This is a genomic window from Sporosarcina sp. Y1011, assembly GCF_057669885.1.
Genome location: NZ_JBYHFP010000012.1, coordinates 31,123 through 45,091 on the forward strand (window position 1 = coordinate 31,123; position 13,969 = coordinate 45,091).

The following is a 13,969-nucleotide window of genomic DNA, read 5'->3' on the forward strand; positions in this document are numbered from 1 at the left end:
GGCTATACATATAGATAGGAGAAACCGCTAAAGGTATTTGGATTACGATTAGAAAGGAATTGAATTTGTGAAAAAAGTAGAACTTATTAATCTATCTAAATCTTATGATAAACAAACTAATGTTATTTCCAATATAGACGTAACAATCGAGCCTGGCGAGTTTTTCGTTCTCGTCGGACCTTCTGGATGCGGGAAAAGCACGATGCTACGGATGATTGCAGGACTTGAAAGTTGTACGAGTGGAACACTGAAAATCGGCGATCAGGTAGCGAATCATTTATCACCCGATAAACGTGACCTTTCGATGGTGTTTCAAAACTATGCACTCTATCCACATTTGACAGTCCAGCAAAATATCACATTTGGGCTCGATGTGAAAAAAGTGAAGAAAGTAGAGCAACAGGAGAGAGCAGCTGAAGTGGCGCAAATGCTGGGGCTAAGCAATTTATTAAAAAGAAAACCCCGTGAATTGTCAGGCGGGCAGCGGCAACGGGTTGCACTTGCCCGTGCGATTGTCAGTGAAGCACCAATTTGTTTGATGGATGAACCACTGTCGAATCTCGATGCAAAACTGCGTGCACATATGCGGACTGAAATTAGAAGGATTCAACGAAAGCTTGGAATTACGATGATTTACGTGACCCATGACCAAGTTGAGGCGATGACGATGGGGGATCGTATTATGATTCTCCATGAGGGGGAAATTCAACAAATCGGAAAACCGATTGAGATTTACAATAATCCTGCCAATCCTTTTGTTGCAACGTTTATCGGTTCTCCGCCCATGAATCTGGCGAACGCTGATATAGACAAAAAGGCATCTGAAATCGTAATCGGTGATGTATTACGTTTGCCCATGCCTCCTTTGAAAATGAGTGATTTCCCCGTGCCTCTGCTCACTGCCGGTATCCGTCCCGAACATTTACGCCCGGCTTTAAAAGAGACGCCGGAGGAGGACAAGTTTTATGTAGACGTTACAAACGTTGAAGTGTTAGGCAATGAGACCGTGTTTTCTTTTGAACTAGGTACATATGAGTGGATGGCAAAATGGAGTGGACAATGGCAAATCGAGATTGGAGATAGACTTCCAATTCTTATTAATTACGATGCGGTATGCCTCTTTGACGCTACATCGGGCGACTTGATTAAAAAGCCGACGAACCTTGGAAATGTTGTATTCGGTAAAGAGGTGCTGATATGACCGCACTAGAAAAACCGGGGTTTTGGAAAAAATCAGCGAATGGGAGAACAGCACTTCTTTATTTATTGCCATCTATCATTCTCTTTTCTGTATTTGTATTCTATCCGATGTTTAGGACAATCTATTTAAGTTTCTTTCTAACGGATCAAAACGGTAATGCTGCAATTGGAGTCGGTTTTGAGAACTATGCCTATTTAATGGAGTCGACAGAATTTATCAACAGCATGAAAGCAACCGGTTTATTTGTCTTATACACGGTACCAATTGGCATTCTCTTAGCCTTATTTTTCGCTTTATTGGCGAATGAAAAACTGAAAGGCATTGGTTTCTTTCGGACATTGTATTCATCGACAATGGGGATTTCTGTAGCTGCGTCATCTGTTATCTGGTTGTTCATGTTCAACCCGAGCATGGGCATGTTCAATCGGATACTGAGTATGCTGAATTTGCCGCAAATCCAGTGGCTGCTAGATCCGGAGTGGGCACTTCTATCCGTTTCCATTTCAACGATTTGGATGAATATCGGATTCTCCTTCCTGATTCTACTTGGAGGGTTACAAAATATTGATGAACATCTTTATGAGAGTTCCCGAATTGATGGGGCGGGTTACTATTATAGGTTGAGGCGTATTACGCTTCCGATGCTATCGCCCACATTATTTTTCATCATTACCATTTCGCTAATCAATGCATTCCAGTCATTTGGACAAATTGATATTTTGACACAGGGCGGTCCATCGACTTCGACAAATCTCATTGTCTATTCCATTTACCGCGAAGCTTTCGTCAACTATCAGTTTGGAACGGCAAGTGCACAGGCGGTCGTTCTATTCATCATTATCCTTATTGTAACGATTCTCCAATTTAAACTAGGAGAAAGGAAGGTGCACTACCAATGACAACAAGCCTTCCGAAAAAGATTTGGATTTACTTTCTGCTGATAGTTACATCATTTCTTGTGTTCTTCCCAGTTATTTATGCCTTTCTGATTTCCTTTATGACGGGCCCTGAACTTTTACAAGGGAAGTTTCTTCCGCAGTCATTTAGCCTGGATAACTATTTTAAAGTATTTGATAGGTTGCCCTTGATGAATTACCTATTGAACAGTTTCATAGTTTCAGTGAGTGTCATGTTGGGACAGCTTGCAGTATGTAGTCTTGCTGCATATGCGTTTGTATTTATCCCTTTCAGAGGGCGTGATTTCATATTCTTCCTGTTCATCTCGACAATGATGATCCCTTGGGAAGCAACGATGATTCCGAATAAATTCACCATCCAAAAACTGGATTGGCTCAATACATATCAAGGGCTGACGCTGCCTTTTTTCGCACTGGCCTTTGGCACATTCCTGCTGCGTCAGCATTTCAAAACGATACCAAAAGAAATGCACGAAGCTTCACAAATCGCCGGTTTAAGTCGATTTGCATTTTTTAGACGTGTTATCCTGCCTATGTCAAAAACAAGTCTCGTAACGTTAGGTGCATACGGCTTTCTGACGACATGGAATATGTACTTATGGCCATTGCTCATTACGACAAATAAGTCCGTGAGAACTGTCCAAATCGGCTTGAAACAACTACAGTCGCAAGAAACGGGAACAGAATGGGGGGTGGTCATGGCAGGTGTGATTATAGTAATCATTCCCACATTATTATTGTTATTTATTGGACAAAAGCAGTTACAGAAAGGTTTATCTCAAGGTGCTTTAAAATGATCTTGGCGATTATAAAAAAGGGGTGTTTAGTGTGAAGAAAGTGTTGAAATCATCGCTATTTTGGATTCTTATAATGAGTTTGGCAGTTTTAGCGGCATGCACGAACAGTGATAGCGATACGCAAGACGATGCGGCGGAAACACCTGAACCTGAAACGGGTGAAGAAACGACTGTAGAGGATGAAAAAGTATCCATAGAATTTTGGCACGCAATGTCCGGTTCTGGGCAGGAGTCACTTGATGCAATTGTCGAAGGATTCAACGAGTCACAAGAAAAATACGAAGTGCTCGCTGAATTCCAAGGAACGTATGAAGAATCTCTGACAAAACTGCGTGGAGTTGGCGGGACAAAAGATGCACCTGCCATTACGCAAGTATTTGAAGTCGGTACGAAATATATGATTGACAGTGGCTACATTGAGCCAATCCAATCATTCATTGATAAGGATAATTATGATCTTTCTCAACTTGAGGAAAACATTTTAAACTACTACAAAGTCGATGGAGAGCTGTATTCAATGCCATTCAACTCATCGACGCCAGTCATGGTCTACAACAAAGAAGCTTTCAAAGAGGCTGGGTTAGACCCTGAAAAAGCTCCAGAAACATTCTCTGAAGTAATCAGTACTGCAGAGAAACTAAAAAAAGGTGAGATGTATGGATTCTCTATGCTGACGTACGGATGGTTTTTCGAACAGCTCGTTGCAACACAGGGCGGATTATATGTTAATGAAGAAAATGGCCGTGCGGGAGATGCGACAGAAGCACTCTTTAACGGACCAGAAGGACTTAACGCTTTCAACTTCTTAGATACGATGAACAAAGCCGGTACATTCGGCAACTTCGGAACGAACTGGGATGATATCCGTGCAGCGTTTGCTTCTGAAAAAGTAGCGATGTATATGGATTCATCAGCAGGCGTTGCAGGTGCTATTGCTACCGCGCCATTTGACGTAGGCGTTGCATACATTCCCCACGCGGATGAAGTGAAACGAAACGGGGTTGTAATTGGTGGTGCTTCGCTTTGGATGTCTAAAGGAATCGATGAAAAAGACCAAGAAGCAGCATGGGAGTTCATGAAATACATGACGACACCGGAAGTACAGGCAAAATGGCATCTGGATACAGGGTATTTTGCCATTAACCCGAAAGCATATGATGAAGAGAGCGTAATTGAAAAGTGGGCAGAATTCCCACAATTCAAAGTGACAGTCGATCAGCTACAAGATACGGTTCCAGGTCTTGCGACACAAGGAGCGCTCATCTCAGTCTTCCCGGAATCACGTCAACAGATTGTAACTGCTTTGGAAGATCTTTACCAAGGGGGAAAACCTCAGGAAGTCCTTGATCAGGCAGCAGAAGGAACGAACCGTGCAATGGAAATTGCTAACAAAACGAAACAATAGACTAGTAGAAGATAAGCCCCTATTCGTGTAAGAGCGAATAGGGGTTTCATATGATGTAATTGTACTTTTGTATGGTTGTTGAGTTGAACAAGAAGTCGTTATTGAATACCCATTAATTACATATGAGTGGTGCTTTTATCCATCAATAGTTATATAATTTAAATAGGATAAAAGATCGTGAGGGGAAATAATGAAGTTCACAGTAGCGAAAAAACTATGGTTTGGTTTTTTAACAATTTTGGCATTACTCGTCATTGTGGGTGGGGTTAGTTTATGGGCTTCCATACGACTTGATACAGATTACAAGTTTTTACTGGATGACCGTGTAAAAAAAGTGAATTTAGTAGATGAATTCATCCTAAAGCACAATGAGATTCAAGATGAAGTACGAGGTTTCATGTTGTTCAAGGACGATGTGCATCTGGATGCGCGTCAAGAACAGATTAACCGTTATAACGAATTATACGATGAATTGTCAACCGTGCTTCGTTCAGAAAAAGATAGACAGTCATTGGAAAATCTGAATGTGGCACGAGCAAAGTTTTTAACCTTGCAAGATACAATCGTTAAAAGTATTCAAGCTGGAAATGACCGGAAAGCAACCGAACTAGGAAGAGCATCGACAAATGTGGGTGTTGTTGTATTGGAAAATGCTGAAAGTATCAAAGGGGAACAATTTAAAGCATTGGAAAAAAGCCGCTCTGAAATGGAAAGCTTCGTAGCAGGATTAAAATTGTTTGTCATCTGTATGGTTGCGTTTTCTGTGATTCTAGGCATTGTCATATCCACAATAATTAGCCACAATATCTCACGTCCTGTCAGAGTTGTGACAGAGGGCTTGAACGAGATTGCGAAAGGAAATCTAACAATTGATCTGCTAGAAGTTAAGAATAAGGACGAAATTGGCGATATGGCAACCGTTTTCAATAAAATGGGGACAGATATAGCTAATATGGTGCGGAAAATTAACGTTTCCGCTGAACAATTGGCGCTCCAATCAGAAGGTTTGTCGGCAAGTTCCGAGGAAAGCCTAGCAACCTCTGAAATGGTTTCGAGAACTGCTGAAAGTCAGCTAATGGGCAGTCGACAACAACAAGGAATTATCTCGCAGTCGAGTACTTCTATGGAAGAACTTTCGTTAGGCGTTGCGGAGATTGCAACCAACAACGAAGAAATGTTAAACGCTGCAGAATCTGTATCAAAGTTAGTCATAACCGGTTCTGGGGTGGCTGCGGAAGTTTCGCTTCAAATGTCGACAATCCATTCGACAATTCAAGAGTCAACTAAGATTATGGTGGAAATGGCACAGCATTCAAATGAAATACAGAAGATAACGACACTCATTACCACAATTGCAGAGCAAACAAACTTGCTTGCATTAAATGCTGCAATTGAAGCGGCGCGTGCAGGGGAATATGGAAAAGGCTTTGCGGTTGTGGCGGAGGAAGTTCGGAAACTGGCGGAGCAGTCAAAGACGTCTGCTTCGGAAATTGGATTGATGGTAACGATGATTCAAGATGCTTCAAAACGTGCTGTGACTTCCATTACTTCAGGTAGTGAGCGTGTCGATGTTGGTATTGCTGCAACTGAACAATCACGTCTAGTCTTTGGAGAGATTCAGGATGCAGTCGGCGACGTTGCGACTAAAGTCGAAACGGTTTCAGCTGCAATCGAGGAAATTCAAGCGATGGCTGAAGAAGTGAGCCGTGGATCATATGAAATAGAACAGTTAAGCAGCATAGCAGCTTCGTCTGCAGGTGATACAAGCGCGGCTACAGAAGAACAGTTAGCAGTCAATCAAGAAATCGCCGCAAGCGCTCAAGCACTAGCACAACTGGCAGAAGACCTGCAAACGGAAATGAAGCATTTTAGTGTGTAATTAGCAATCTTTAAAGCGAATAATAAATGAACTTGCACCCTAATTGTTAGATAACCCAACAATTAGAGTGCAGTTTTTTTGTTGTTTGCATTCATCATTAGAATAATCGCTTTAATTGAAAAGAGTGAAGAACGGGGATTAGGGGTATGTCTATAGTATATAAAGAAGTAAGGAGCTGACTGCATTGACGGAAAAAAATCAGCGAGATCCGAAAAAGGAAGAGGACCAAAAAACGAGCAATGGATTTACAGGAATGCCAAGTGAAAAGCCATTTCCGGACTTCGAACCGAAAATGAGCGAAGAAAAACACATTGAACAATTTGAAGAAACCTCCGAAAATGGTCGAACAGATTCCTCAGAAAAATAATGAATTTACGGAGTTCTTGATTTTCAAAAATGAAAAGCGGTCTCACTCACCAGGAAAGGGGAGAGAGACCGCTTTTTATTGCATTGTACTTTTGTAGCTATTATTCTGCTTTCTTCACTTGTTTACTACCTTGTGCTGTGAATACATTGGTTGCTACTTTGTATGACTTTTCAACTTCTATTTCTATGCCGTCAATCGTAATAGAAACAACGCGTTTTCCTGTTTCAGCTGTTCCATCGAAAACAAGCTTCATGCCTGCTACATGTAGGAAACCGCCTGATTCTTTCGGATTATCTTTTACGGAGTATTCAAATACGGATTTCAATTCTGCACCACTCAAATCAATTAAAGCGAGGGAGTTTCCAAAAGAAAGGACTCCAATTGCTTGGCCGTTAGTAATGAGTCCTGATGGAATAGAAGTCTGGATGCCGCCACCGTTTTAGAATGCAATAACAGTCGATGGATTAATTTCTTTTGCTTTTGCCAGCATCCCGTCAGTAATGAGATTAGCCAAGGTTCGTTTCTCCCGTACGTACACCGCCGAGGTCACGCAGACCACTTACGGAATACGCCTGCAGACGCGCCAGTCGGTTTTTCCATCGTCTCCTTGACTTTGTCTGCGAATGGCTTAAGGATGGCCGCTGCTCCTTCATCTATGCGGGATCTTCACCACCAACAGCATGGAGGACACCGCTGTAGTCTTTAATAACACCTTTTTCATCGAATGTAATGTCAAGTTGGCCTAAGAATTTGTTGTACTCATTGGCCTGAACGATTTGGACAGGTTCAGTGTCTTTATTCACAACAAAAGGCTCGTCCAGTTTAACGTGCGTATGGCCGCCAACAATTACATCGATGCCTGGTACGTTATTCGCGAGAAGCATGTCGATATCCACTTTGTCAGTGTCATTGAATCCGATATGGGTAAGTGCAATGATTTTGTTGACACCTGCTTCTTCGAAGGCTGTAACGGCAGCTTTTGTTTCAACAATATAGTCTGTGAATACAATTTTATCGGGGCTTGAAATGTCTTTTGACTCGGCGGTTGTTAAGCCAAAGACACCGACTTTTTCACCATTCACTTCTTTGGTGATGCCATTGTAGATTTTACCATTTACAGAATTCGCTTCAGCTGTTTTGGATTGTAATCCTTCGAACAGTGGATCTGCCGAGAAATCTGTGTTCGCGCTAATGAACGGGAATTCTGTACCTTTAATGAAATCCGCTAATGCCTGATGTCCTTCAGCGGATCCACCGAGGTCGAATACATGGTTGTCGAATGTCATAACTTCGTAACCCAATAGCGCTCTATTAACTTATAAACCCATCTAGGTGGGTTTCATGCGCGTCGGATGGCTTTTTTTCGTATTGTAATCGTGTCTTTTACTAAATTTAATGCCGGGAGGTCGAAAGCTGGCTGATATGGTATAATCATTGAATGAAAAATAATGACTCAGCTGGTATGGTTATTGAAAGATGGGATGAGATTTTAAATGAAAAATAAATCGAAAAAAATTGTGGTATTCAGCAATATGTACCCGTCGTTGCAACATCCGACATTTGGTTTGTTCGTGAAAAATCAGGTTAGGCTTCTTCAGTCAACCGGTCTTGATGTCGATGTGGTCGTAAATCAGAATCCTGGTCGTGGGAAAGTAAATGCATTGAAAAAATATACCTTATGGTTTTCTCGTTCATTTTTGTATTTGACAAAAAATCACAAATCTTTGGCGTTAACACATGCGCATTATGCTTTTCCAACTGGACTCCTTTCATTGATGGGGAAAAAGTTGTTTGGTATTCCTTACGTAGTGACTGTTCATGGTGGGGATATTGACAAGATGGCTGCAAAAAGTCAGCGTATTGCTGACATGACAAAAAATATCTTGCAGCAAGCAGAAGCGGTCATCGTTGTAGGAGACAAACTTCGTGAGGATGTGACAAATCGCTTCGAGGTTCCAGAGGAAAATGTACATGTCATGAGTATGGGGATTGACACATCCGTTTTTAGTTATATGTCGAAAGAAGAGGCGCGAGAAAAGTTATCTCTTCCTATAGAAGAGAAAGTACTGTTATTCGTCGGAAATGTGATTCGAGAAAAAGGGCTTCTAGAGATCGTCGAGGCATTCGATTCACTAAAAATGTCATTTTCAAATAGTAAATTATATATAATAGGGTCGCAGAAAGATGCTCGTTTTTTTGAAGAGTTACGTTCATTCATCCGTGAAAAAGACGTTGAAGATATCCACTTTAAAGAACCGCTAAGTCAAGCGGATTTAGCAATCTGGATGTCGGCTTCAGACGCGCTGGTACTGCCTTCGTATCATGAAGGCTTTGGCTTGGTTGCACTGGAAGCGATGTCTGCAGGAACAAAAGTGGTCGGAACAAATGTCGGTGGACTTACATCTCTCTTGTCAGATCAAGCTGGAATTTTAGTAGAACCAAAAAATCCGGATTCCCTAGCAGAAGGTCTGTGGAAAGCACTGGATGGTGATTCGGATGTGATTAATGAAGCGGTCGTGCAGTCAAGAATTTCAGCACATTCCTTTGAAACGATTGTAGAGCAATTACTGTCGATTTACCGAACGTCTGGGAAGTAACTAGAAAAGTTCAATGAGTAAATTAATGAAAATTATCGGCGCTGTCGCAATCATTAACATCTTCGATAGATTGTTTGGTTTTCTTCGGGAAGTAGCGATTGGCAATCAATACGGTACTTCGAAGCCTGCGGATGCGATTATTACAGCCTATACGATACCGAATTTCATATACCTTGTTGTTGGAGGGGCTTTGACTTGTAAATAATTTACGGACACATAGGGCTTTATCCGAAATTGTCGAATGATAGACAGATATAAAAGCCGAGATGTCTTTGTTAGCAATCTTGGCGTTATTTCCCTGATGATTATTTCGTATTGCTGGCTGTGTATGCAAGGGTGAAGCGGAATTATAATTGGATAGAATAAGGAAAAAAAGACGACATTTCAGTTTAAAATGTCGTCTTTTTAATGTAGGTAGATATACAGGTTTTAAAAATTTGCATTTTACGGGTTGATTATTCTACATGAAAAAATTATCTTCGCCAATCTTCTCATACAGTCCGCTCTTTTTGAAAAGAGATAATTTCTCTTTAGGCAACCGTTTGATAATTATTTGGATACCTGCTTTTTCTGCATGATCCAGCAGTGCAAAGAGGGCTGCTTCTCCTGTCGCGTCTATGACAGAGAGGTGTTCCACATCGAGAATGATTTTCTTAGCACCCGTTAGCAAGATAGCGGGGTATTTGTCTTCAAATACTTTTGCAGTACCGAAGAAAATAGGGCCATCCACAATATATTTTGCTAATTTAACAGTATCCTCGTCGCCAAACTTAATCATTTCTACTTCAGATGGTTTCGCTTCCTTCATGTCGAGTTTACCACTCATTTTACGTAAGAATGAAAGAGCAGCAAGCAAAATACCAACCTGAACTGCAACTGTCAAGTCGATGAAAATCGTCAGAAGAAACGTTGTTAGTAAAACGATTGAATCTCCTGTACGTATAGACAAAATATGGACGAATGATTTGCGTGCGCTCATATTCCAAGCGACATACATAAGAATCGGTGCCATTGCCGCTAGCGGAATGTAGGATGCATACGGCGCAAGGAGGAGTAGGAATACTAGGACGAAAACACTTTGTACGACACCTGATATTGGACTGACTGCTCCTGATCGAATGTTCGTGGCTGTGCGGGCAATGGCTCCTGTTGCCGGGATACCTCCGAACAAGGGTGTAATGATATTGGCGATTCCCTGACCGAATAACTCGCGTTTCGAATCATGTTTTACTCCTGGTTTCATTCCATCCGCAACGACAGCAGACAATAATGACTCAATTGCACCAAGTGCCGCAATAATGAGGGCAGGCTGCCACAGGTTTACTAATTTTGTTAGTGTGATTTGCGGAAAATTGAAGCTAGGTAGCGCACGCGAAATACCGCCAAATGCAGTCCCGATGGTTTCAACTTTACCAGGGAACAAGAAGATAGAAATGAGGGTCGGAATTAGTAATGCAATAAGCAGTAACGGAACACGAGGGGCTACTTTTGGCAAGATGAAGATTATGATAAGTCCGATTATGGCTGTAACTATACTGAAGATGTTAACCGTGTAAAACTGATTGAAGAGGTCAATCATGTTTTCATGGAAAAACTCTCTTTTTTCCAACCCGGTGATTCCGAAAAAATTACCTAATTGACCGGTAAAGATAATAACGGCGATTCCGGCGGTGAAGCCGATTGTGACAGACCGCGGGACGAAGTGGATTAGATTACTGATTCCAATGAAACTCATAATGACGAGGAATATACCTGCTAGAAATCCTGCGATAAGCAAATCCTCATAACCATATTGGAGAACAATTGCAAGCAGTATTGGGATGAAAGCTCCTGTTGGTCCAGCAATTTGGAAACGCGATCCTCCTAATAATGCGACGAGGAGACCCGCAATAATGGTTGTATATAATCCGTATTCCGGTTTGACACCTGATGCAATTGCAAAAGCCATCCCGAGCGGAATGGCTACAATACCAACAGTGATACCTGCAATTAAGTCTTTGCGGAATCCAGCTCCGCTGTAATCAAGATATCGGTTGTCTTTAAACATTCGATTCACTTCTTTCAGTGACTTAGTAGAATAGCTTCCTATTTAACTATATCTTACAAATAGTCCAACGACAAGGGGGTTTTCCAGGTAGTAGTGTGTTTAAGTAAGGTTTGAATGGTGGAGTGGAAAACCTGCTGATACCGCTACGGCGCTTTGTGGATGCCTCCCGCGATAAGCCGAAAAGAAGATCGCTTTCAGTCGTATCGCTTCGGCTACCACGAAGACGCGCCTTCGCTGGATGGTCCGTGTTAGAAATGGATAGAATCAGATATTCTGCTAATACCGCTTCAGCGCTTTGTGGATGCCTCCCGCGATAAGCCGGAAAGAAGAACAGGGAGGGATTGAACTGTATCCCTCCATCAGTCTTATCGCTTCGGCTACCACGAAGTCGTGCCTGCGCTGGATTGTCACTGTTATAATGCACATTTCGTTATTGGGGATTAGACCTACAGCCTGTAGTGCGTCTTTCTCGAATGAAATTAGTATCAAATTGTAAACACATTATAATCTCAGTCCGCACATCTCAAAATCACAACTCTCTCAATAATGGATATTCCAGCGCAGGCGCGGCTACCCAAAGCGCCAAGTGGTCTACAATCCGCACCCCGAATCTCAACTAGGAAGAAGACAAGGGTTAAACTACAAAATGGAAAAGATGGGATGTGTCGTTAGTAGTTGACGACACATCCCATCTTTATATGAGAGCTAAAAGTGTTAATATAGCTGATTAAAACGTTTGAAACCAGTGAAAGTATCTTTCCAGTAGCCCGAGTAAATCCCCGCTTGCGAGATACTGCTGGGATATGTATTTTCGAGGAATACTAAATCTCGTGGCACGGGTTTGTCCACATAATTTGAATTAATATATATGTCAGAAGTGTCGAGTTGAGACATATTAAGTCCAGCTTCATTTAAAATGAATATTGTTTTAATAGACCTTCTAATTTTAAAGCCAAGCCGATATTGCCTTTTACTTTGAGTTTGCTAAGTATGAAGGCCGCGGTCGAGTTCAAGTTGCCCGCGAGTAGTTTCTTGAAGTCTTTGTCACTCATCGTCAGTGCGCAGTCGACTTCACCGGGATCTGCAGTAACGGTTTCAGCTTTACCATTATCCAACTTCAAGCCGAATAGTCCGCCATCATCACCTGAAAGAATAAATGAATAAGTGATGTTCAAGTCTTTAATGGGACCCGGTTCATCATTCAATAGCTCATCGATTTTTTGCCAAATAGTGCGCATTGGCATCTCATCCAAATTTATTGTCACTGGAAATCCCTCCAAACAACTGAATATCTAGTCACTATATCAAGCTTTGAAAACAAACGTTGAAATTTTCGACAACTAAATGCGTTTTTTGAACAACGAACTGAATACGATTCCAATTAGTGCTCCGACAATCGCCGGTACAAGCCAACCAATCTGCTGTTCATAAAGCGGGAGATAGGCAAGAATCTCATTGACTGGTTTAATATCTATCCCAGCACCTTTCAATCCATCGAAGATACTGACACCAGCAGTTGCGATTAACGCTAATATATAAACAATCGGCTTTCTACCGAATGATTTGTCGACGAATGACATGAGCATAAGAACAATAGCTAACGGGTAAATCATTAGCAAGACTGGAATTGAAATTGAAATCAGCTGTGTCAAGCCGAAGTTTGAGATAATCGTACTGAATCCCGCGAAAATGAAAACATAAGTTTTATAAGAATTACGCGGAAATGCCTGTTCAAAATACTGTGCACATGCTGAAACGAGGCCAATTGATGTTGTTAAACAGGCAAAAATGATTGTCAATGCGAGGACAGTTGTTCCAAAGGATCCGTACAAAACAGTCGATGCGAGAGCAAGAACTGCGCCTCCATTATCCTGTATCCCGACAACACTTACGCTAGTTGCACCGATAAACCCTAGTGAAATGTAGACGACTGCAAGTCCGATTGCTGCGACAAGTCCTGCGAAAACCATCGCTTTCATAACGGCCCGTCTTGATGTTACACCTTCAGCTTTAAGTGCATTTATCATAACGATACCAAATACGAGAGCCGCGATGACATCCATCGTCAAATACCCTTCAACGAAGCTGCGGAAAAATGGATGCGATACGTAATCCCCTTGCGGCTGCTTAATTTCACCCATAGGGGAAACAATACTCTTCACAGCAAGCGCACCAATGACTAAGAAGAGGATAGGCGTTAGCACTTTTCCGATACGATCGACAAGTTTTGCAGGATTCAATGCAAGCGACACAGTGATGGCAAAGAATACAATTGTAAAAAAAGCGAGTGGCCACTGTGCATTTGAAATGCTATCGGGCAAAAATGGAACAATCCCGATTTCATAGGACACAGTTGCAGTTCTAGGAATACCGAAAAATGGACCAATCGCCATATAAACGATCATTGTGAAAGTGATTCCAAAGTATGGATGTACCCGGCTTGCAATGGTTTCTAAGCCGCCTCCAGCATTGGCGATTGCAAGAATTGCGATGAGCGGCAATCCGACTCCTGTAATTAGGAACCCGGTCATTGCAATGAAAAGTTCATCGCCCGCCATTTGTCCAAGAAGAGGGGGGAAGATTATATTACCGGCGCCCAAAAACAATGCAAAAAGCATAAGGCCGATTACGAAATTCTTTTGTAGAGACAAGTAATTTGCAACTCCTTGATGAAATTATGTACATAGCTGATCGTCTAACATTATAGCTGAGAAATCGGGCAATCGTCTATTAAATAGAACATTACACTAAAGTAAGCT

The 13,969-nt window shown here is 41.8% G+C and carries 13 protein-coding genes; 8 read left to right on the plus strand and 5 right to left on the minus strand.

Annotated features, from left to right (window positions below):
• The first annotated feature begins 67 nt into the window (after window positions 1-67).
• The 6 genes from AC25Y5_RS13155 (at window position 68) to AC25Y5_RS13180 (ending at window position 6,566) form a co-directional block, all read left to right on the plus strand.
• A complete protein-coding gene (locus AC25Y5_RS13155; protein ID WP_488140693.1) occupies window positions 68-1,201 on the plus strand; it encodes an ABC transporter ATP-binding protein in 1,134 nt (377 codons plus the stop codon).
• Complete coding sequence (locus tag AC25Y5_RS13160) at window positions 1,198-2,100, plus strand: carbohydrate ABC transporter permease (RefSeq protein ID WP_488140694.1); 903 nt, start codon at window positions 1,198-1,200, stop codon at window positions 2,098-2,100. The genes AC25Y5_RS13155 and AC25Y5_RS13160 overlap by 4 nt, the downstream gene beginning before the upstream one ends.
• Window positions 2,097-2,915, plus strand: a complete 819-nt coding sequence (locus tag AC25Y5_RS13165) for a carbohydrate ABC transporter permease (RefSeq protein ID WP_488140695.1) — start codon at window positions 2,097-2,099, stop codon at window positions 2,913-2,915. The genes AC25Y5_RS13160 and AC25Y5_RS13165 overlap by 4 nt, the downstream gene beginning before the upstream one ends.
• A gap of 43 nt (window positions 2,916-2,958) precedes the next feature.
• Window positions 2,959-4,320 carry an ABC transporter substrate-binding protein gene (locus AC25Y5_RS13170; RefSeq protein WP_488140739.1) on the plus strand — a complete coding sequence of 454 codons (1,362 nt, stop codon included), beginning with the start codon at window positions 2,959-2,961 and terminating at the stop codon, window positions 4,318-4,320.
• Between the two features lie 190 nt (window positions 4,321-4,510).
• Window positions 4,511-6,199 (plus strand): methyl-accepting chemotaxis protein, encoded by a 1,689-nt coding sequence (locus AC25Y5_RS13175; protein ID WP_488140696.1) that lies wholly within the window; start codon window positions 4,511-4,513, stop codon window positions 6,197-6,199.
• A gap of 184 nt (window positions 6,200-6,383) precedes the next feature.
• Complete coding sequence (locus tag AC25Y5_RS13180; protein ID WP_488140697.1) at window positions 6,384-6,566, plus strand: hypothetical protein; 183 nt, start codon at window positions 6,384-6,386, stop codon at window positions 6,564-6,566.
• Window positions 6,567-6,666: 100 nt separating this feature from the next.
• On the opposite strand, the gene AC25Y5_RS13185 is transcribed toward AC25Y5_RS13180, so the two are convergent.
• Both AC25Y5_RS13185 and AC25Y5_RS13190 read right to left on the minus strand, forming a co-directional pair.
• Window positions 6,667-6,993, minus strand: coding sequence for a 5'-nucleotidase C-terminal domain-containing protein (locus tag AC25Y5_RS13185; RefSeq protein ID WP_488140740.1), 327 nt, complete (start codon window positions 6,991-6,993; stop codon window positions 6,667-6,669).
• A gap of 226 nt (window positions 6,994-7,219) precedes the next feature.
• Window positions 7,220-7,852, minus strand: coding sequence for a metallophosphoesterase family protein (locus AC25Y5_RS13190; RefSeq protein WP_488140698.1), 633 nt, complete (start codon window positions 7,850-7,852; stop codon window positions 7,220-7,222).
• A 207-nt stretch (window positions 7,853-8,059) separates the two neighbouring features.
• Between AC25Y5_RS13190 and AC25Y5_RS13195 the strand changes: the two genes are divergently transcribed.
• Window positions 8,060-9,163, plus strand: coding sequence for a glycosyltransferase (locus AC25Y5_RS13195; protein WP_488140699.1), 1,104 nt, complete (start codon window positions 8,060-8,062; stop codon window positions 9,161-9,163).
• Between the two features lie 25 nt (window positions 9,164-9,188).
• A complete protein-coding gene (locus tag AC25Y5_RS13200) occupies window positions 9,189-9,368 on the plus strand; it encodes a hypothetical protein (protein WP_488140700.1) in 180 nt (59 codons plus the stop codon).
• Between the two features lie 255 nt (window positions 9,369-9,623).
• On the opposite strand, the gene AC25Y5_RS13205 is transcribed toward AC25Y5_RS13200, so the two are convergent.
• From AC25Y5_RS13205 to brnQ, 3 genes are all read right to left on the minus strand, one after another.
• The gene (locus AC25Y5_RS13205; RefSeq protein WP_488140701.1) at window positions 9,624-11,210 is read right to left on the minus strand and encodes a SulP family inorganic anion transporter; all 1,587 of its coding nucleotides are present in this window, start codon (window positions 11,208-11,210) and stop codon (window positions 9,624-9,626) included.
• A 911-nt stretch (window positions 11,211-12,121) separates the two neighbouring features.
• Window positions 12,122-12,475 carry an SCP2 sterol-binding domain-containing protein gene (locus tag AC25Y5_RS13210; protein WP_488140702.1) on the minus strand — a complete coding sequence of 118 codons (354 nt, stop codon included), beginning with the start codon at window positions 12,473-12,475 and terminating at the stop codon, window positions 12,122-12,124.
• 75 nt (window positions 12,476-12,550) lie between these two features.
• Complete coding sequence (gene brnQ, locus AC25Y5_RS13215; RefSeq protein WP_488140703.1) at window positions 12,551-13,861, minus strand: branched-chain amino acid transport system II carrier protein; 1,311 nt, start codon at window positions 13,859-13,861, stop codon at window positions 12,551-12,553.
• Between the last annotated feature and the right edge of the window lie 108 nt (window positions 13,862-13,969).